Origin of the sequence: Burkholderia diffusa (assembly GCF_001718315.1) — a bacterium.
In the GTDB taxonomy this organism is placed as follows: Bacteria; Pseudomonadota; Gammaproteobacteria; order Burkholderiales; family Burkholderiaceae; genus Burkholderia; species Burkholderia diffusa_B.
The window spans coordinates 1,389,335-1,407,375 of sequence record NZ_CP013362.1; the positions used below are offsets into that span (position 1 = coordinate 1,389,335).

Genomic DNA, 18,041 nt, shown 5'->3' on the forward strand with positions numbered 1-18,041 from the left:
CCTTTCCCGCGCCGAGCGGGCGTGCGAGGCGGCTTGCCGGCCGCCGTCGACGCTTGCCACATCCCCATCGATGACCATCGCCGACTACCGTTTTTGCCCGCGCTGCGCGCGTCCGCTGACCGAGCGCGCCGATCCCGAACACGAGGGCGGCCGCGTCCGCCAAGCCTGCCCGGACGACGCGTGCGGCTACGTGCACTGGAACAACCCGCTGCCCGTGGTGGCCGCGATCGTCGAGCTCGACGGCAAGATCCTGCTCGCGCGCAACGCGGCCTGGCCGGAAGGGATGTTCGCGCTGATCACAGGTTTCCTGGAGAACGGCGAGACGCCCGAGGACGGCATCGCGCGCGAGGTGTTCGAGGAAACCGCGCTCAAGGCCGAGCAGGTCACGCTGGTCGGCGTCTATGAATTCATTCGCAAGAACGAACTGATCATCGCGTATCACGTACGCGCGTCGGGCACCGTCGCGCTGTCGCCGGAGCTGCTCGAATACCGGCTCGTCGATCCGCCGTTGCTGCGCCCGTGGCGCGCCGGCACCGGCTATGCGCTGGCCGACTGGATGCGCGCGCGCGGCCTCGATTTCGAATTCGTCGATCGAGCGGGGCAGTGACGGGCCGCGCCGCTTCCGGCATGTCACCCGCCGCGTCTGGCACGGTCGCGGCGCGGCATCCCGCCGGCCACCGCGCGCCGTCCGCTTCGTCTTCTTCATCCTGACCGCCATCGCCATGTCCGACAAGCCGCAGCCGCGTCCGCGCGACGCCTATCGCCACTTCCTGCCGATCACGACCCGCTGGATGGACAACGACGTCTACGGGCACGTGAACAACGTCGTCTACTACAGCTACTTCGACACCGTCGTGAACGAATACCTGATCCGCGCGGGCGTGCTCGACGTCGAGCACGGGCAGACGATCGGGCTCGTGGTCGAGACGCAGTGCAACTATTTCGCCCCGCTCGTGTTTCCGCAGTCGGTCGATGCGGGGCTGCGCGTCGCGAAGCTCGGCACGTCGAGCGTGCGCTACGAGATCGGGCTGTTCGCGGCAGGGCAAGCCGCGCCGGCCGCGCAAGGGCATTTCGTGCACGTGTACGTCGATCGCGGCACGCGCCGCCCCGTGCCGTTGCCCGACGCGCTGCGCGCGGCGCTCGAACCGCTCGCCGGCTGACAGGGGCCACCGGTGCACGCGTTCGCGCTCCAGGCGTTCAACGGCCTCAGCTACGGGTTGCTGCTGTTCATGCTGTCGGCCGGCCTTACGCTGATCTTCAGCGTGCAGGGCGTGCTCAACTTCGCCCACGCGAGCTTCTACATGCTCGGTGCATACATTGGATACAGCATCGCGGCCCGCGCGGGTTTCTGGCCCGCGCTCGCGCTCGCGCCGATCGTGGTCGGGTTGCTCGGCGCCGGCTGCGAGCGCTGGCTGCTGCGCCGCGTACAGCCGCACGGGCACACGAGCGAACTGCTGCTGACCTTCGGGCTCGCGTACCTGATCGGCGAGGGCGCGAAACTCCTGTGGGGTCTCGCGCCGCTGCCTGCCCCGGTGCCGCCGCTGTTCGACGGTGCGCCCGTGACCGTGTTCGGCCTCGCGCTGCCGCGCTACCGGCTCTTCATGATGGCGATGTCCACGGCGATGCTGGCCGCACTCGGCGCGCTGCTGCGCGCGTCGCGCATCGGGCTCGTCGTGCGCGCCGCGCTCACGCACCGCGCGGCTGTCGAAGCGCTCGGCTACGACGTGCCGCGCGTGATGACGGGACTGTTCGGCGCGGGCACCGCGCTCGCGGCACTGGCCGGCGTGATCGGCGCGCCGCTTGCGGTGATCGAACCGGCGCTGGCCGAGACCGTCGGGTCGGTGGTGTTCGCGGTCGTCGTGATCGGCGGGCTCGGCTCGCTCGGCGGCGCGTTCGTCGCGTCGCTCGCGGTTGGCTTCGCGCAGACCTTCGCGGCGTCCAGCGACACGTCGCTGCGCGACCTCGCGCAATGGTCCGGCGTCGCGCTGCCCGATCGCGTCGCTGCCGTGTCGATCGCTCAGCTCGCACCGTTGGTCCCGTACCTGCTGCTCGTCGCGGTGCTGGTCGCCCGTCCGCGCGGACTGTTCGGCGAGCGTGTCGATGGCTAGCCGCGCACGGGCCGGCGTGCTGCGCTGGGTGCTGTTCGCCGCGTGCGTCGCGCTACCCGCGTGGCTGTGGCCGCACGGCGCGGTGCTCGGCTATCTCGCACAGACGGCCGCGCTCGTCGTGCTCGCGCTGTCGTACAACCTGCAGCTCGGCACGACCGGGCTGCTGTCGTTCGGTCATGCCGCTTTCGCAGGGCTTGGCGCATTCGCCGCCGCGCACTGGTTCAATCATGTCGGCGGCCCGCTGCCGCTGTTGCCGCTTGTCGGCGGTGTGGCCGGCGCGGGCTTCGGGTTCGTCGCCGGCCTGCTCGCGACACGCCGCGCGGGCACCGTGTTCGCGATGATCACGCTCGGCCTCGGCGAGTGCGTCGCAGCCGCGGCGTGGAGCGTGCCCGCGTGGTTCGGCGGGCTCGGCGGCGTACCGATTGACCGTGCGAGCGGCACGCCTTTGGGCAGCTGGCATTTCGGCGCGCAAACGCAGGCCTACGCCGTGATCGCCGCATGGTGCATCGTGTCTGCGGCGGCGATGCACGCGCTGACGCGCACGCCGCTCGCGCGGCTTGCGAACGCGGTGCGCGACAACCCCGTGCGCGTTGCCGCGCTCGGCACCGAGCCGCGCCGCGTGCGGCTCGCGATGGTGACCTGCGCGTCGTTCTTCGCCGGCATTGCCGGCACGCTGACGTTGATCGACGTCGAGATCGCGACGCCCGACAGCGTGTCGATGGCGCGTTCGGCGACCGTGCTCATCGCCGCGGTGATCGGCGGCACCGGCACGTTCTTCGGGCCGGCAGCCGGAGCGGTGGTGCTGACCGCGCTGAGCATCGGCGTCGCAGGCGTGTCGCGCGCATGGGCGCTGTATCTCGGCGTGCTGTTCGTCGCGGTCGTCGTCGCCGCGCCGCGCGGGATCGCGGGCATCGCGCAGACGCTCGCGCATGCGTTGCGCGGCGACGCGCCGCCCGCCGAGCGCTGGCGCGTGCTGTGCGGCGTCGGCGCATGTGCATTCTGGGCCGTCGCGATCGTCTGCGCGGCCGAGCTCGGTTATGCATGGCGCTTCGCGCAGGACGACGGCACGGGCATCGCATTCGGTGCGTGGGGCATCGACGCCGATGCGCCGGCGGGCTGGGCCGTCGCATGCTCGGCGGCCGGTATCGGAACGTTGCTGTGGAGCTGGCGCGCGCGATTCCCGAGTCAGGGGCACGGCAAGCGGGAGGACGAGCGATGAGCGGCAGCGCGATCGCGCTGCACGGGATCGTGCAACGCTTCGGTGTGCAGACGGTGCTCGACGGCATCGAACTGAGCGTCGCGGCCGGCGAGCGCCATGCGCTGATCGGGCCGAACGGCGCGGGCAAGTCGACGCTGTTCGGCGTGATTGCCGGCGCGACGCGGCCGACGCGCGGGCGCGTCGTGTTGCACGGCGTCGAGCTGCGCGGGCGCGGGCCGGTCGTGGCGAGCCGACTCGGCATCGGCCGCAGTTTCCAGCAGACGAGCGCGTTCGCGCGGCTGAGCGTGTTCGACAACCTGCGCTGCGCGGCGCTGCATGCACCGGCCGAGCGGCGGCGCTGGTGGAACCGGCTGCGTGAATCCGCGTCGGTCGATCGCGCGGCCGCGCGCGTGCTGAGCGACATCGGTCTCGATGCGCGGCGCGACGCGATGGCCGCCGAACTCGGTTATGCGGAACAGCGCGCGCTCGATCTCGGCATCGCACTCGCGAGCGGTGCGCGCACGCTGCTGCTCGACGAACCGACGGCCGGCATGAACCGCGACCAGGCGGCGCGGATGATCGCGCTGATTCGCGCGACGACGCAGGGCCGCACGGTGCTGATGATCGAGCATGACATGGATGCGGTGTTCGGCTTCGCCGAGCGCATCACGGTGCTCGTGCGCGGCGCGGTGGTCGCGACCGGCGTGCCCGACGCGATCCGGGCAGACCCGGCCGTGCGCGCCGCCTATCTTGGCGACGGCGCATGAGCGTGCTGCTCGACATTCGCAGCCTGCGTGCGTGGTACGGGATGCAGCCCGTGCTCGACGGCGTCGATCTCGCGCTCGCGCCGGGCGAGACGCTTGCGTTGCTCGGCCGCAACGGCTCGGGCCGCTCGACGCTCGCGAAGGCCGTGATGGGGCTCGTACGCACCGCGGGCTCGGTGCGCATCGCCGGCGCCGAATGCGCGGGCGCGCGCACGTTCGAGATCGCACGGCGCGGCGTCGCTTACGTCGCCGAAAGCCGCGATGTGTTTCCGCTGCTGAGCGTGCGCGACAACCTGCGGCTCGGCCTGCGCGGCGTGCATGGCGCGGCCGAACGCGCGGCGCTCGACCGGCTGCTCGCGCGCTTTCCGCTGCTGGCCGCGCGGGCGGACGTGAAGGCCGGACGGCTGTCGGGCGGCGAGCAGCAGGTGCTCGCGCTGGTGCGCGCACTCGCCGGCCGCCCGCGCGTGCTGATCGTCGACGAACCGGCCGAAGGGCTCGCGCCGCTCGCGGTAGGCGAGGTCGGCGCGTGTCTCGCCGCGCTGCAGGCCTACGGCGTCGCGATCCTGCTGATCGAGCAGCGGCTGCAGCTCGCGCCGCGGCTTGCGCGGCGCGTCGCGGTGATGGGGCGTGGTCGAATCGTCTACGACGGCCCGCTCGGCGGGCTTGGCGCCGATGTCGTCAATGCATGGCTGAGCGCGGGCTGATCGCCCGTGCGCCGATTGTTCGGAAAACTCCGCCAGTCAATTCGCGTCGAGCCGCTTTATCGCGGTCGCGCGAACCGCCAAGATTGCCAGCAAGGCCGGTGTGCGCCGCGACAGGCGAGACCGGCACCCATCCATCGAAGGTCATCCGACTGAGGAATGAAATCATGAGCAAGCTGGCAGGCAAGGTAGCGATCGTCACGGGCGGGTCCAAGGGCATCGGCGCCGCGATCGCAAGGGCGCTGGCCGCCGAAGGCGCGTCGGTCGTGGTCAATTACGCGAGCAGCAAGGCCGGCGCCGACGCGGTCGTGAACGCGATCGTCGAGGCAGGCGGCCGCGCGGTCGCGGTCGGCGGCGACGTGTCGAAGGCAGCGGACGCCCAGCGCATCGTCGACACCGCGATCGACACCTATGGCCGTCTCGACGTGCTGGTCAACAATTCCGGCGTATACGAATTCGCGCCGATCGAGGCGATCACCGAAGAACACTACCGTCGGCAGTTCGACACGAACGTGTTCGGCGTGCTGCTGACCACGCAGGCCGCCGTCAAGCATCTCGGCGAAGGCGCGAGCATCATCAACATCAGCTCGGTGGTGACGAGCATCACGCCGCCCGCGAGCGCCGTGTACAGCGGCACCAAGGGCGCCGTCGACGCGATCACCGGCGTGCTCGCGCTGGAGCTCGGCGCGCGCAAGATCCGCGTGAACGCGATCAACCCGGGCATGATCGTGACCGAAGGCACGCACAGCGCGGGCATCATCGGCTCGGATCTCGAGAAGCAGGTGCGCAGCGAGACGCCGCTCGGCCGACTCGGCGAGCCGGACGACATCGCGTCGGTCGCCGTGTTCCTCGCCTCGGACGATTCCCGCTGGCTGACCGGCGAGCGTCTCGTCGCGAGCGGCGGGCTGCACTGATCGCGCGAGACGGCGCGCGCGGCTACGCGATCATCGCGAGCGCGTTCGCGCCGACATGCCAGCGCAGGCTTTCGACGACGAGTGCGTGATCGCGCGCGTCGTCGAGCCCCGCGATCGTCATCGCGCCGACGATGCCGCCGCCGGCAAGCCACAACGGCACGCTGCCGCCATCGAGCGCATAGTCGGCGTCCGACAATCCCTGCGACTGCAGCGACCAGCCGGCGCGGCGAAAGCGCGCGCCGACCTCGAGCGAACTGACGCCGAAACGGAACACCGTGTTCTGCCGGCGGCGGATCGCGTCGCTGTCGTTCGCGCGGCTGCCGTCCAGCGCGCAATAGAACAGCGGCGCGGTTTCGCCGACGATGCCGACCGCGATCGGCAGCCCGCGGCGCGACGCGAGATTGACCGCGATGTCGCCGAGCCGGCGCGCGACGTCGGCGTCGAAGTGCGGCAGCATCGGCGTCGACGCGGTGTCGCCGAAGGGCGCGGGTGCGAAGTGCGAGAAGGTGGTCGCCATGGCAGCTCCGTGTCGTCGCAAGTCCGGTGGGCGCGCGTCCTGCGTCGCGCGCCCACCGTCGATCGTTCAGCGCATCGATGCGTCAGCGCCCGGGCGCCGCGTCGAGCATCCATTCGTGCGCAGGGTCGTTCTTGAACGCCCACGCGCGGCTCGGCCCGGCCATCACGTTCAGGTAATACAGGTTGTAGCCATGCGGCGCGACCACCGGGTGATAACCGCGCGGCACCATCACCACGTCGTGGTTCTCGACCGCGCACGCCTCGTCGAGGCTGCGGTCATCCGTGTACACGCGCTGGAACGCGAAGCCCTGCGGCGGATCGATCCGGTGGTAGTAGGTTTCCTCGAGCGACGTTTCTTCCGGCGCCGCGTCGCGATCGTGCTTGTGCGGCGGATAGCTGCTCGAGTGGCTCGCGGGCGTGATCACTTCGACGACGAGCAACCGGTCGGCGGCCGGGTTGTCGCCCATCAGGATGTCGCACACGTAGCGCGTGTTGGTGCCTTGCCCGCGCACCGCGCGCCGCATCCGTTCGCCGTCGAGGCGCTGCACGCGCTTGTCGCCGCTCGCGTAAGGCGCGGTGCACAGCGCGACTTCCGCATCGCGCGTCGCCACCAGCGTGACGGTCTTGCCGCCCGGCACGTACAGCGCGTCCGGCGACACTTCCTCGAACACGCTGTCGCGCTTGCCGAGCGCATCGTAGGTTTCGCCGTCGACTTGCGCGCGCAGCGTGCCCGTGAGCACGACGACACATAATTCGCGCGCGCCGGTATCGAGCGTTTCGGTGTCGCCGGCCTTCAGGCGCAGCGCGCGAAAGCCGACGTGTTTCCAGCCGGCCGACTCGGGCGTCACGTTGCAGATTTCGCGGTCGGCGGATGCCTTGACCAGCAGGGGAGAAATCGTCATGGAACGGGGCTCCGCAATAGGGTGATCAGCGGGGGCAGGGCTTACGCGCTCAACCGGTCGACGATCGCGCGCAGCGATTCGTAGCCCTTCTTCGCATATTGATAGCTCGGCGCGACGGCCGGATCCTGCTCGGCCTCGACCACGAGCCAGCCTTCGTAGCCGGCGTCCTTCAGCGTGCGCAGCGTCGCTTCGTAATCGAGCGCGCCGTCGCCCGGCACCGTGAAGGTGCCGTTGATCACGCCGTTCAGGAAGCTCCAGCCGCCGTTGCGCGCCTGCGTGACGACTTGCGGGCGCACGTCCTTGCAATGCACGTGCACGACGCGCGACACATGTTTCTTCAGCAGCGCGACCGGATCGGCCGCGCCGCCGAAATACGCGTGGCCGGTGTCGAACAGCAGGAACACCTTTGCCGGATCGGTCAGCGCCATCAGCCGGTCGACGTCGGCGGGCGATTCGACGTATGCGCCCATGTGGTGATGGTAGGCGAGCTTGATCCCGTAGGTCTCCAGCAGATGCGCGCCGAATGCGTCGAGGCGTGCCGCATAGCGTCGCCACGCTTCATCGTCGACGAAACGCGGACGCTTCGCGACCGGCGTGTCGATGCTGCCCTGGATCGTGCCCGCGCATTCGCCGTACACCACCACCTTCACGTCGTTGAACTGCAGCTTCGTCATGTGCGCGCGGCAGCGCTCGATTTCGGCGGCGAGCGCATCGGCATCGCTCATGCCCGGTTCGACTTCCGCGAGGAAGCCCGAATACCAGCCGGACACGCATACGAGCCCGAATTCGGCGAGCTTCGCCTTCAGCTCGGGGCCCGTCTTCGGAAACTTGTTGCCGAGCTCGAAGCCCGCATAGCCGATTTCGGCGCCTTCCTTCAGCGCCGTTTCGAGCGGCGTCTCGCCGCCGAGCGACGGCAGGTCGTCGTTCATCCACGACAGGGGATTGATACCGATGCGAACGTTCCAGCTCATGACTTGCTTCCTTGGTTCGAATATTGTTGCCGCGGGCGGAGGATTGAAAGGGCGAGCGTGTCAGTGCCGCTGCCGCGTCTTGGCGTCGAGATACGCGCGATGCGCCGCTTCGACGCCGGCGCGCGCAGACACCTGCGGCACCGCGACTTCCCACCACGCGCCGCCGTCCGCGGTCGTGCGCTGATGCGTCGTGTCGATCACGAGCACCTGGCTTGTCTTCGCCGCACGCGCGCGCTTCATCTCGTGGCGCAGCTCGGCGACGTCGCGCACGTGCACGGCTTCTGCACCCATCGCGCGCGCATGCATCGCGAAGTCGATCGTCGAGCGTTCGCCGCCTTCGGGCACGCAGTCGTCGAGCATGTTGTTGAAGCTCGCGCCGCCGCAGTTCAGTTGCAGCCGCTCGATGCAACCGTAGCCGCGGTTGTCGAGGATCACGACGATGATCTTGCGGCCGAGCATCACGGATGTCGCGAGCTCCGCGTTGAGCATCATGTAGGAGCCGTCGCCGACGATCACGATCACTTCGCGCTCGGGCCGCGCGAGCTTCGCGCCGAGCCCGCCCGCGACCTCGTAGCCCATGCACGAGTACGCGTAGTCCATGTGATAGTTGCCGGGCACGCCGCTGCGCCACAGCTTGTGCAGTTCGGCCGGCAGCGTGCCGGCCGCGCACACGACGAGATCGTCGCGCGCGCTGTCGCGCCCGGCGTCGGCCGCCGAGTCGCGCACCGCGCCGATGACTTCCGCGTCGTACGGCAACGTGTCCTTCGGCACGCGTGTGGTCAGTTCGGTCACGCGCGCATTCCACGCGGCGGCCTGGTCGCGGTTCGCGGCGGTCCACGCCGCATCCGCCTGCCAGCCCGCGAGCGCGGCCGACAGCTGGCCGAGGCCGGTGCGTGCGTCGGCGATCAATTGCCGGCCGCGTTTCTTGCCTGCATCGAACGCCTGCACGTTCAGGCTCAGCAGCGTCGCGTTGCCGAACAGCGCGTGCGAGCCGGTCGTGAAGTCCTGCAGGCGGGTGCCGACCGCGAACACCACGTCGGCCTGCGCGGCCGCGCGATTCGCGGCAGGCGAGCCCGTTACGCCGATCGAGCCGAGGTTCAGCGGGTGGTCCCACGCGAGGCTGCCCTTGCCGGCCTGCGATTCGGCGACCGGCACGCCGTGCGTGTCGGCGAACGTGCGCAGCGCGTCCCATGCCTGGCTGTACAGCACGCCGCCGCCGGCGACGATCAGCGGCTTCTTCGCGGCCTTCAGCACGTCCAGCGCATCCGCGAGTTCGAGCGCGTCGGCCGGCGGCCGGCGCATGCGGATCACCGGCGGCGCGAAGAAGTCCTCGGGCCAGTCGTACGCGAAGGTCTGCACGTCCTGCGGCAGCGCGAGACACACCGGCCCGCATTGGGCGGGATCGGTCATCACCTGGATCGCGCGCGGCAGCGCGACGAGCAGCTGTTCCGGCGACGTGATCCGGTCGAAGTAGCGCGTCACCGGCCGGAAGCAGTCGTTCGCACTGACGTCGCCCTGTTCGAAATCCTCGACCTGCTGCAGCACCGGGTCGGGCAGCCGCGACACGAACACGTCGCCGGGCAGCAGCAACAGCGGCAGCCGGCCGACGTGCGCGAGCGCGGCGGAGGTCAGCATGTTGGTCGCGCCGGGGCCGATGCTCGACGTTGCGGCCATCATCCGCTGGCGGAAATTCGCTTTCGCGAACGCGATGGCCGCATTCGCCATGCCTTGCTCGTTATGCGCGCGCAACGTCGGCAGCCGCTCCTTTTCGGCGTGCAGCGCCTCGCCGAGCCCGGCCACGTTGCCGTGCCCGAAGATCGCGAACACGCCGCCGCAGTACGGCAGGATTTCGGTGCGGCCGTCCGGCTGGACAACTTCGGCGCGCAGGGCGGCCAGGTAGCGCACGAGCGCCTGGCTCACGGTCAGTCTCACGGTGGTGGTCATCGTCTGTCGATCAGGAGGAGTCGGGTGGTCATCACGGACATCTGCATCAGGCTGCGGCCGCGGCGCGCGCGGCGGCACGGCGGCCGAGCCATGCGTCGACCAGCTGCGCGAAATTGCCGGCCACTTCGTCGATCAGCGCCTGGTCGTCGATGCGACCGGCGAGCCAGTGCAGCGACGCATCGGCCCACAGCGTACGGCCGACCATGAAGCCCTTGACGATCGGATTGGTCGCCGAGCGGAAGCTGTCGACGAGATACTGCAGCGGCTGGTTCAGCCCGAGGATGACCGCGCCGCGGCAGTACGGGTCGCGCTCGGCAACGAGCGTTTCGAGCCGCGCCCAGCCGTCGGCGCTCATCGGCGCGAGTTTCCACCACTCGGGCATCACGCCGAGGTTGTAGAAGCGCGCGACCGTGCGCAGCACCGCGTCGTCCTCGGTGCCGGCCGGCGTGACCGCGCGCGGCGGAATGATTTCCAGCAGCAGCTCGTTGCCGCTCGCGCGGGTCGCTTCCCACAGCTCCAGCACGCGCTGCTCCTGCGCGACGCGCAGGTCGACGTCGTCGTCGGGGTGGTAGTGGACGAGGCACTTCACGACCTGCTCGGTCGGCCAGTGCGTGAGCGACGAGCCGACCGAGCGCGTATCGTCGAAGCAGAGCGGCCGCGAGCCGGGCAGCTCGACGGGGCGGCCGACCCACCAGCCGCGGCCGGTGGCCGATGCGAGCGCGTCGCTGCCGTATGCGCCGCCGTCGATCAGCACACCGACATGGCCTTCGATATGGCGATCGCGTTCGACCTGTTCGGCCGCGCGCACGAGCAGGCGCTTCAGTGTCTTGATCCGCGTTTCGTCCGCGCCGGCCTGCACCGCGAGTTCGTAGAACTGGCTGCGATGGTCGAATGCCATCACGCACAGGTCGTCCCATTCGCGGCGCGGCACTGTCACGCGATGCAGGTGCGCGAGCGTACGGTCGGCGTCCACCTGCGGATTGCGGCTGCCGCCGAACCAGTGTGCGAGCTCGGCCGGCGTCGGCATCGCGGCCGAACACGCGTGGCGCGACACGACGATCGCGCCGCATGCGTTCGCGATGCGTGTCGATTCGGCCCAGTCGCGCCCGCGCAGCAGCCCGGACAGCAGGCCCGACAGAAATGCGTCGCCCGCGCCGAGCACGTTCAGGACTTCGACGTGTTCGCCGTGGAAGGTCGGCGCATCCTCGATGCGTGCGGGGATGTCGCCCTCGATCACGCAGCAGCCGAGCGCACCGCGCTTGACCACCAGCGCCGCGCCGCTCGCGCGACGCACGGCCTGCAGCGACGCGATCAGGTCGTGCGGCACACCGCCCGCGATCAGGAATTCCTCCTCGGTGCCGACCAGCAGGTCGAACTCGCCGAGCACCTGCTGCAGCTGCCGCGTGACCTGCGCGTCCGGCACGTAGCGGTTCTCGCCCGCGCCGCGCGCGGTCAATCCCCACAGCACCGGCCGGTAGTCGATGTCGAGGATCCGCACGACGCCGTGGCGGCGCGCGTAGCCGAGTGCGGTCAGCGACGCCTCGCGGGTGCCGGGCGTCGACAGATGAGTACCAGTGATCGCGAGCGCGCGGCAGCCGGCGATGAAGTCCTCGCGGATCTCGTCGGCGCGCACGGCCATGTCCGCGCAGTTCTCGCGCACGAACAGCAGCGGGAACGTGTCGCGATCCTTCAGACCGAGCAGCACCAGCGCGGTCAGCCGTTCCGGATCCGTCTGCAGCTGGCTCGTGTCGCAGCCTTCGCGCTCGAGCGTCTCGCGCACGAAGCGGCCCATCTGCTCGTCGCCGACGCGCGAAATCATCGCGGTCTTCAGCCCGAGGCGGGCGACGCCGAACGCGACGTTGCCCGACGAGCCGCCGAGATACATCTGAAAGCTGCGCGCATCCTCCAGGCGGCTGCCGTACTGCTGCGCGTAAAGATCCACGGCGACGCGGCCGAGGCAGGCGAGATCGATGGGGCGGTCAGTCGGGAAGTTCAACGGGCTCATATCACGTATCACGCTCGCGGCCGGCGGTCGGCGTTGCCGGCAGATTGGGGGGCCGATCCCTGACGGCAATGCGTCACGTGCGCGGCACGACACGAGCGCGCCTGCCGCGAGGAATCGGGCTACGGAACGGAGTCTAGACTTTTTGGAAATCCTGTTCCCTAGGTGAAATCACGTAGAAATAAATTTCCAAATTTTCGAGGAAGTGATCTACAGTTTCATCCGGATGCTTCAGTCCGTTATCGGACTCGGCCCGGCGGCGCGCAACGCGCCGTTTTTCCGCCCCCGGAGATGAGGAGACAGAGTGATCATGAAGACCAAGCTGATGGCCGCCGCGGCCGCCGCGATCCTGGCCATGCCGCTCGCGCATGCCGAGAAGATCGGCGTGACGATGGCATCGTTCGACGACACGTTCCTGACGATCCTGCGCAACAGCATCGGCGACGCGGCGAAGAAGGACGGCGCGACCGTGCAGATCGAGGACGGCGGCAACGACGTCGGCAAGCAGTTGAGCCAGGTCCAGAACATGATCGCGCAGAAAGTCGACGCGATCATCGTGAACGCGGTCGACACCGACGCGACGCCGAAGATCACGAAGATGGTGACCGCCGCGAAGATTCCGCTCGTCTACGTGAACCGCAAGCCGGTCGATTTCGACAAGCTGCCGGCCGGCGTCGCGGTGGTTGCGTCCGACGAGAAGCAGTCGGGCACGCTGCAGGCGCGCCAGGTTTGCAAGCTGCTCGGCGGCAAGGGCGACATCCTCGTGCTGATGGGCGAGCTGTCCAACGAGTCGGCGCGTGCGCGCACCAAGGACATCGAGGACGTGATCGCGACCAAGGACTGTTCCGGCATGAAGATCGTCGACAAGCGCGAAGGCAAGTGGAGCCGCACGCAGGGCCAGGACATCACGATGAACTGGCTGAGCTCCGGCACGAAGTTCGACGCGATCGTATCGAACAACGACGAGATGGCGATCGGCGCGATCAACGCGCTGAAGGCGGCGCGCAAGCTGACGCCGAAGACGGTCGTCGCAGGCATCGATGCGACGCCGGACGGGCTCGCGGCGATGAAGAGCGGCGAGCTGAAGGTGTCCGTGTACCAGAACGCGGCCGGGCAGGGCGCGCAGGCCGTCGCGACCGCGCTGAAGCTCGCGAAGAAGCAGCCGGTCGACCGCTACGTGAACGTGCCGTTCGAGCTCGTCACGCCGGAGAACATGAGCCAGTACGCGAAGCACTGACCGGCTTTTCCGCTGAACTGCGCGAGCCCGGCGCGTCCGGGTTCGCGTGTGACTTTCGAGGAACGTCCATGTTTACAGCCAGGATGGCGCGCTCGATGGCCAGCGAAAGCGCGCCGGCCGCCTCGTTCGGCGCATCGGGTTCGTCCGGTGCGCCCGCTGCCGATTGCCTGCTCGAGGTGCGCGGCGTCGGCAAGTCGTTTCCCGGCGTCGTCGCGCTCGACGGCGTGCAGTTCCGCGTGCGCCGCGGCACCGTGCATGCGCTGATGGGCGAGAACGGCGCAGGCAAGTCGACGCTGATGAAGATCATCGCCGGCGTCTACACCCCCGACCAGGGCGAGATCCTGATCAACGGCGAGCCGGTCGTGCTGAACGGCCCGCTCGACGCGCTCGATCGCGGGATCGCGATGATCCACCAGGAACTCAACCTGATGCCGTACATGACGGTCGCGGAGAACATCTGGATCCGCCGCGAACCGAAGAATCGCTTCGGCCTGATCGATCACGCCGAGCTGCGCCGCCGCACGGCCGCACTGTTCGAGCGGCTGTCGATCGACATCGACCCCGAGGCCGACGTGCGCACGCTGACGGTCGCGAGCCGCCAGATGGTCGAGATCGCGAAGGCGGTGTCGTTCGACTCGGACGTGCTGATCATGGACGAGCCGACCTCGGCGCTGACCGACAAGGAGGTCACGCACCTGTTCCGGATCATTCGCCAGCTGCGCGAGCAGGGCAAGGGCATCGTCTACATCACGCACAAGATGAACGAGCTGTTCGAGATCGCCGACGAATTCTCGGTGTTCCGCGACGGCAAGTACATCGGCACGCATGCGTCGACCGACGTCACGCGCGACGACATCATCCGGATGATGGTCGGCCGCGAGATTACACAGATGTTCCCGAAGGAGGAGGTGCCGATCGGCGACGTCGTGCTGGCCGTAAGGAATCTCGGCGTCGACGGCGTGTTCCGCGACGTCAGCTTCGAGTTGCGCGCGGGCGAAATTCTCGGTGTCGCTGGCCTCGTCGGCTCGGGGCGCTCGAACGTCGCGGAGGCGTTGTTCGGCGTCGTGCCGGCGACTTCGGGCGAGATCCTGATCGACGGCAAGCCGGTGCGAATTTCCACGCCCGCGCAGGCGATGAAGCACGGGATGGCGTTCCTCACCGAGGACCGCAAGGACACCGGCTGCTTCCTGAATCTCGACCTGCTCGCGAACATGGAAGCTGCGGTGCTCAGCAATCGCTACGTGAAGTTCAATTTCGTGCGGCAGGCGCAGTTGAAGCGCGACTGCGAGGAAATGAGCCGGATGTTGCGCGTGAAGACGCCGGGGCTGCACGAGGAAATCCAAAACCTGTCGGGCGGCAACCAGCAGAAGGTGCTGATCGGAAGATGGTTGCTGACGCAACCACGCATCCTGATCCTCGACGAACCGACGCGCGGGATCGACGTCGGCGCGAAGGCCGAGATCCACCGGCTCGTCAGCGCGCTCGCCGGCAAGGGCGTCGCGGTGCTGATGATCTCGTCGGAAATGCCGGAAGTGCTCGGCATGAGCGACCGCGTGATGGTGATGCACGAAGGCCGGATGACCGGCATCGTCGAGCGCAAGGACGCCGACCAGGTCCGCATCATGGACCTGGCTTCGCGCTGAGCCGCAACAAGCATGGAGACAACTGAAATGGGCAACCTGAATCCGGTCGCGGACGCGCAGTCCATGACGATCAAGACGCGGCACGCGAAGTGGCCGCCCGAACTGAGCATCTTCATGGTGCTGGTGGGCATCAGCCTGTTCTTCGAGGTGATCGGCTGGATCGTCGTCGGCCAGAGCTTCCTGTTCAACGCGGAGCGGCTCGAGATCATCGTGTTGCAGATGGCCGTGATCGGCATCATCGCGGTCGGCGTGAACCTCGTGATCATCACCAGCGGAATCGACCTGTCGTCGGGGTCGGTCGTTGCCGCTGCGGCCGTCGTGTCGGCCAGCCTCGCACAGGTATCCGATTTTCCGCGCGCGGTGTTCCCGCACCTGACCGACCTGCCGGTCATCTGGCCGGTGCTGGCGGGCGTGTGCGTCGGGCTGCTGGTCGGTCTCCTGAACGGCTCGCTGATCGCGCTGACGGGGATCCCGCCGTTCATCGCGACGCTCGGCACGATGGTCGCCGCGCGCGGCTTCGCGAAATGGTTCACCAACGGGATGCCGGTGTCGATGCTGACCGACCAGTTCGCGGCGATCGGCGCGGGGGCGAACCCGGTGATCATCTTCGTCGTGGTGGCCGCGATTTTCCACGTCGTGCTGCGCTACACGCGCTTCGGCAAGTACACGTATGCGATCGGCGCGAACCGCCACGCGGCCGTCGTGTCGGGCATCAACGTGACGCGCCACCTGGTGTTCGTCTATGCGATCGCGGGCCTGCTGAGCGGGATCGCCGGCACCGTGACGGCCGCGCGTGCGATCTCCGGCCAGTCGGGCATGGGCGTGATGTACGAGCTCGACGCGATTGCGGCCGTCGTGATCGGCGGCACGTCGCTGTCGGGCGGCCTCGGGCGCGTGACGGGCACCGTGATCGGCGTGCTGATCCTCGGCGTGATGACCTCGGGTTTCACGTTCATCCGGATCGACGCGTATTACCAGGAGATGGTCAAGGGCGCGATCATCGTCGCGGCCGTGATCGCCGACCAGTACCGCAACAAGAAGTCCCGTCGCTGACCTGCGACGATCGAATACGGAGCCGCCCGGGAAGACGATGAAGATCGCTCTGGATCCCTACATGATTCGCCATCTGCCGCTCGATCGGCTGCCGCACGCGGTTGCCGAACTCGGCTACGACCAGATCGAGCTGTCGCCGCGCAGCGACTTTCTCGACTGGTGGGTGATGCCGCGTGCGACGCGCGAGCGCATGGGCGCGTTCCGGCAAGCGCTGCGTGCGAGCGGCGTCGGCCTCGCGTCGCTTCAGCCGATGTACCGCTGGGCCAGCCCGTTCGAGGACGAGCGGCAATGGGCGGTGCGCTGCTGGAAAAAGGCGATCGAGGTCGCGCTCGAGATGGAGTGCGCGCTGATGGTGTCCGAGTTCGGGCGCGGCGCGTCGCCGGAGCGCTCGGTCGGCGAGCGGCCGGGCGCGAATCCGAAGGAGCTGTGCGAAGCCGCATGGTTCCGTTCGATGGACGAGCTGCTGCCGATCCTCGAGCGCGAACGCATCGTGCTGTCGGTCGAGCCGCATCCGGAGGACTGGATCGAGCAGCTGCAGCCGGCGATCGACATCGTCACGAACATCGATTCGCCATCGCTGAAGCTGTCGTACATCGCGCCGCACACGTTCTACTACGGCGACGACATGGCCGCGATGATCGCGCAGGCCGCGCCGATCCTTGCGCACGTGCGCGTGGCCGACACCTTCGATCACCGCAAGAGCAGCCAGTTGCGCTACATCGTGAACCCGCCCGGCTCGAACCAGATCCGCGTGCACCAGCATCTCGACATCGGGCAGGGCGAGATCGACTGGGACAATTTTTTCCGCGCGCTTGGCGATGCCGGCTTCGACGGCGTGATGTCGTCGTGCGTGTTTGCGTGGGAGGACCGCGCGGAGGCGTCGTCGCGCTACATGCGCGACACGATCCAGCGCTACGTCGATCGCCATTTCGAGCGCGCGGCGGCGCGCTGACTCATGAATGACCGGCACGGCACGGGCCGTGCCGTTGATGAACGACAGACTGGAGATATCCGGATGACCTTGCAAATCGGCGTGATCGGCTGCGGCGCGATCGGCCAGGACCATATCCGCAGGCTCACGCGCACGCTGTCCGGCGCGCGCGTGGTGGCCGTCAACGACATCGATCCGCAGCAGGCGCGCGATGCGGTGACGAAGTACGGGCTCGACGCGGAAATCTACGGCGACGGTCATGAAGTCGTCGCGGCCGCCGACGTGGAGGCCGTGCTCGTCACATCATGGGGGCCGACGCACGAAGCGTTCGTGCTCGACGCGATCGCGCACGGCAAGCCGGTGTTCTGCGAGAAGCCGCTCGCGGTGACGGCCGATGGCTGCATGCGGATCGTCGAGGCCGAGGTCGCGCACGGCCGCCGGCTCGTGCAGGTCGGCTTCATGAGGCCGTACGACGAAGGCTATCGCGCGCTGAAGCGTGTGATCGACAGCGGCGAGATCGGCGCGCCGCTGATGCTGCATTGCGCGCACCGCAACCAGTCGGTCGGCGAGCGTTACACGACCGACATGGCAATCACCGACACGCTGATCCACGAGCTTGACGTGTTGCGCTGGCTGCTCGACGAAGACTATGCGACCGCGCAGGTCGTCTATCCGAAGAAGACGCGTCACGCGAGCGCGCATCTCGCCGATCCGCAGATCGTGCTGCTCGAAACCGCGAGCGGCGTGCGCATCGACGTCGAGATCTTCGTCAACTGCCAGTATGGCTATGACATCCAGTGCGAGGTCGTCGGCGAGAACGGCATCGCGAAGCTGCCCGATCCGCCGGCCGTCGGGCTCAAGCACGCGGCGCGCCAATCGGTCGAGATCATGACCGACTGGAAGGAGCGCTTCATCGCGTCGTACGACGTCGAGCTGCAGGCATTCATCGACGGCGTGCGGCACGGCGCGCTGACCGGTCCGTCCGCATGGGACGGCTACGCGGCGGCAGTGGCGGCCGACGCTTGCGTGCGTGCGCAAAAGAGCGGGGCGGTCGAGCCGATCGCAATGGCCGAACGCCCGGCGTTCTATCGCGCCTGATCCGCGGCCGCGTCGCCACGCACACGGCGACGCGCCGCTTTCCCACGGGACCGACCGAC

At 68.6% G+C, this 18,041-nt stretch carries 17 protein-coding genes; 12 read left to right on the plus strand and 5 right to left on the minus strand.

Translation table 11 applies throughout. From position 1 onward, the window contains the following. The first annotated feature begins 70 nt into the window (after nucleotides 1-70). The 7 genes from WI26_RS06370 to WI26_RS06400 all read left to right on the plus strand — a co-directional run bounded on the left by WI26_RS06370 (nucleotide 71) and on the right by WI26_RS06400 (nucleotide 5,685). Nucleotides 71-607, plus strand: coding sequence for an NUDIX domain-containing protein (locus tag WI26_RS06370; RefSeq protein ID WP_059467714.1), 537 nt, complete (start codon nucleotides 71-73; stop codon nucleotides 605-607). A 115-nt stretch (nucleotides 608-722) separates the two neighbouring features. Next, nucleotides 723-1,160, plus strand: coding sequence for an acyl-CoA thioesterase (locus WI26_RS06375; protein ID WP_059467713.1), 438 nt, complete (start codon nucleotides 723-725; stop codon nucleotides 1,158-1,160). Between the two features lie 12 nt (nucleotides 1,161-1,172). After that, complete coding sequence (locus WI26_RS06380; RefSeq protein WP_069225497.1) at nucleotides 1,173-2,108, plus strand: branched-chain amino acid ABC transporter permease; 936 nt, start codon at nucleotides 1,173-1,175, stop codon at nucleotides 2,106-2,108. Then, on the plus strand, nucleotides 2,101-3,327 hold the full coding sequence (locus WI26_RS06385) for a branched-chain amino acid ABC transporter permease (protein ID WP_069225498.1): 1,227 nt from the start codon (nucleotides 2,101-2,103) through the stop codon (nucleotides 3,325-3,327). Before WI26_RS06380 ends, WI26_RS06385 begins: the two co-directional genes overlap by 8 nt. After that, entirely contained in the window at nucleotides 3,324-4,073 is a 750-nt protein-coding gene (locus WI26_RS06390; protein ID WP_060190607.1) for an ABC transporter ATP-binding protein, read from the plus strand. Before WI26_RS06385 ends, WI26_RS06390 begins: the two co-directional genes overlap by 4 nt. Further along, entirely contained in the window at nucleotides 4,070-4,774 is a 705-nt protein-coding gene (locus WI26_RS06395; protein ID WP_069225499.1) for an ABC transporter ATP-binding protein, read from the plus strand. The genes WI26_RS06390 and WI26_RS06395 overlap by 4 nt, the downstream gene beginning before the upstream one ends. Nucleotides 4,775-4,938: 164 nt before the next feature. Next, nucleotides 4,939-5,685: a glucose 1-dehydrogenase gene (locus WI26_RS06400; protein ID WP_059508806.1), complete on the plus strand. Its 747-nt coding sequence runs from the start codon at nucleotides 4,939-4,941 to the stop codon at nucleotides 5,683-5,685. Between the two features lie 22 nt (nucleotides 5,686-5,707). Here WI26_RS06400 and WI26_RS06405 read toward each other — a convergent pair whose 3' ends face one another. The 5 genes from WI26_RS06405 to WI26_RS06425 form a co-directional block, all read right to left on the minus strand. Beyond that, on the minus strand, nucleotides 5,708-6,202 hold the full coding sequence (locus tag WI26_RS06405; RefSeq protein ID WP_069225500.1) for a heme-degrading domain-containing protein: 495 nt from the start codon (nucleotides 6,200-6,202) through the stop codon (nucleotides 5,708-5,710). Between the two features lie 82 nt (nucleotides 6,203-6,284). Continuing rightward, nucleotides 6,285-7,103 (minus strand): 5-deoxy-glucuronate isomerase, encoded by an 819-nt coding sequence (iolB, locus tag WI26_RS06410; protein WP_059467706.1) that lies wholly within the window; start codon nucleotides 7,101-7,103, stop codon nucleotides 6,285-6,287. Nucleotides 7,104-7,144: 41 nt separating this feature from the next. Then, on the minus strand, nucleotides 7,145-8,074 hold the full coding sequence (gene iolE / locus WI26_RS06415; protein WP_059467705.1) for a myo-inosose-2 dehydratase: 930 nt from the start codon (nucleotides 8,072-8,074) through the stop codon (nucleotides 7,145-7,147). Nucleotides 8,075-8,134: 60 nt separating this feature from the next. Next, nucleotides 8,135-10,018 (minus strand): 3D-(3,5/4)-trihydroxycyclohexane-1,2-dione acylhydrolase (decyclizing), encoded by a 1,884-nt coding sequence (iolD, locus tag WI26_RS06420; RefSeq protein ID WP_069225501.1) that lies wholly within the window; start codon nucleotides 10,016-10,018, stop codon nucleotides 8,135-8,137. 46 nt (nucleotides 10,019-10,064) lie between these two features. Further along, entirely contained in the window at nucleotides 10,065-12,023 is a 1,959-nt protein-coding gene (locus tag WI26_RS06425) for a bifunctional 5-dehydro-2-deoxygluconokinase/5-dehydro-2-deoxyphosphogluconate aldolase (RefSeq protein WP_069225502.1), read from the minus strand. A gap of 307 nt (nucleotides 12,024-12,330) precedes the next feature. Here WI26_RS06425 and WI26_RS06430 point away from each other — a divergent pair, with 307 nt between their 5' ends. The 5 genes from WI26_RS06430 to WI26_RS06450 all read left to right on the plus strand — a co-directional run bounded on the left by WI26_RS06430 (nucleotide 12,331) and on the right by WI26_RS06450 (nucleotide 17,982). Beyond that, nucleotides 12,331-13,257, plus strand: coding sequence for a sugar ABC transporter substrate-binding protein (locus WI26_RS06430; RefSeq protein WP_059508810.1), 927 nt, complete (start codon nucleotides 12,331-12,333; stop codon nucleotides 13,255-13,257). Nucleotides 13,258-13,325: 68 nt separating this feature from the next. Then, on the plus strand, nucleotides 13,326-14,900 hold the full coding sequence (locus tag WI26_RS06435; RefSeq protein WP_059467701.1) for a sugar ABC transporter ATP-binding protein: 1,575 nt from the start codon (nucleotides 13,326-13,328) through the stop codon (nucleotides 14,898-14,900). 27 nt (nucleotides 14,901-14,927) lie between these two features. Next, nucleotides 14,928-15,953: an ABC transporter permease gene (locus tag WI26_RS06440; protein WP_069225503.1), complete on the plus strand. Its 1,026-nt coding sequence runs from the start codon at nucleotides 14,928-14,930 to the stop codon at nucleotides 15,951-15,953. Between the two features lie 37 nt (nucleotides 15,954-15,990). After that, nucleotides 15,991-16,905 carry a sugar phosphate isomerase/epimerase family protein gene (locus tag WI26_RS06445; RefSeq protein WP_069225504.1) on the plus strand — a complete coding sequence of 305 codons (915 nt, stop codon included), beginning with the start codon at nucleotides 15,991-15,993 and terminating at the stop codon, nucleotides 16,903-16,905. A gap of 63 nt (nucleotides 16,906-16,968) precedes the next feature. After that, complete coding sequence (locus tag WI26_RS06450; protein WP_059467698.1) at nucleotides 16,969-17,982, plus strand: Gfo/Idh/MocA family oxidoreductase; 1,014 nt, start codon at nucleotides 16,969-16,971, stop codon at nucleotides 17,980-17,982. Nucleotides 17,983-18,041 lie beyond the last annotated feature (59 nt).

Coding starts and splice junctions, on each gene's coding strand:
- WI26_RS06370 (WP_059467714.1), top strand. CDS start 71: ATGACCATCGCCGACTACCGTTTTTGCCCGCGCTGCGCGCGTCCGCTG.
- WI26_RS06375 (WP_059467713.1), top strand. CDS start 723: ATGTCCGACAAGCCGCAGCCGCGTCCGCGCGACGCCTATCGCCACTTC.
- WI26_RS06385 (WP_069225498.1), top strand. CDS start 2,101: ATGGCTAGCCGCGCACGGGCCGGCGTGCTGCGCTGGGTGCTGTTCGCC.
- WI26_RS06390 (WP_060190607.1), top strand. CDS start 3,324: ATGAGCGGCAGCGCGATCGCGCTGCACGGGATCGTGCAACGCTTCGGT.
- WI26_RS06395 (WP_069225499.1), top strand. CDS start 4,070: ATGAGCGTGCTGCTCGACATTCGCAGCCTGCGTGCGTGGTACGGGATG.
- WI26_RS06400 (WP_059508806.1), top strand. CDS start 4,939: ATGAGCAAGCTGGCAGGCAAGGTAGCGATCGTCACGGGCGGGTCCAAG.
- WI26_RS06405 (WP_069225500.1), bottom strand. CDS start 6,202: ATGGCGACCACCTTCTCGCACTTCGCACCCGCGCCCTTCGGCGACACC.
- iolB (WP_059467706.1), bottom strand. CDS start 7,103: ATGACGATTTCTCCCCTGCTGGTCAAGGCATCCGCCGACCGCGAAATC.
- iolE (WP_059467705.1), bottom strand. CDS start 8,074: ATGAGCTGGAACGTTCGCATCGGTATCAATCCCCTGTCGTGGATGAAC.
- iolD (WP_069225501.1), bottom strand. CDS start 10,018: ATGACCACCACCGTGAGACTGACCGTGAGCCAGGCGCTCGTGCGCTAC.
- WI26_RS06425 (WP_069225502.1), bottom strand. CDS start 12,023: ATGAGCCCGTTGAACTTCCCGACTGACCGCCCCATCGATCTCGCCTGC.
- WI26_RS06430 (WP_059508810.1), top strand. CDS start 12,331: ATGAAGACCAAGCTGATGGCCGCCGCGGCCGCCGCGATCCTGGCCATG.
- WI26_RS06435 (WP_059467701.1), top strand. CDS start 13,326: ATGTTTACAGCCAGGATGGCGCGCTCGATGGCCAGCGAAAGCGCGCCG.
- WI26_RS06440 (WP_069225503.1), top strand. CDS start 14,928: ATGGGCAACCTGAATCCGGTCGCGGACGCGCAGTCCATGACGATCAAG.
- WI26_RS06445 (WP_069225504.1), top strand. CDS start 15,991: ATGAAGATCGCTCTGGATCCCTACATGATTCGCCATCTGCCGCTCGAT.
- WI26_RS06450 (WP_059467698.1), top strand. CDS start 16,969: ATGACCTTGCAAATCGGCGTGATCGGCTGCGGCGCGATCGGCCAGGAC.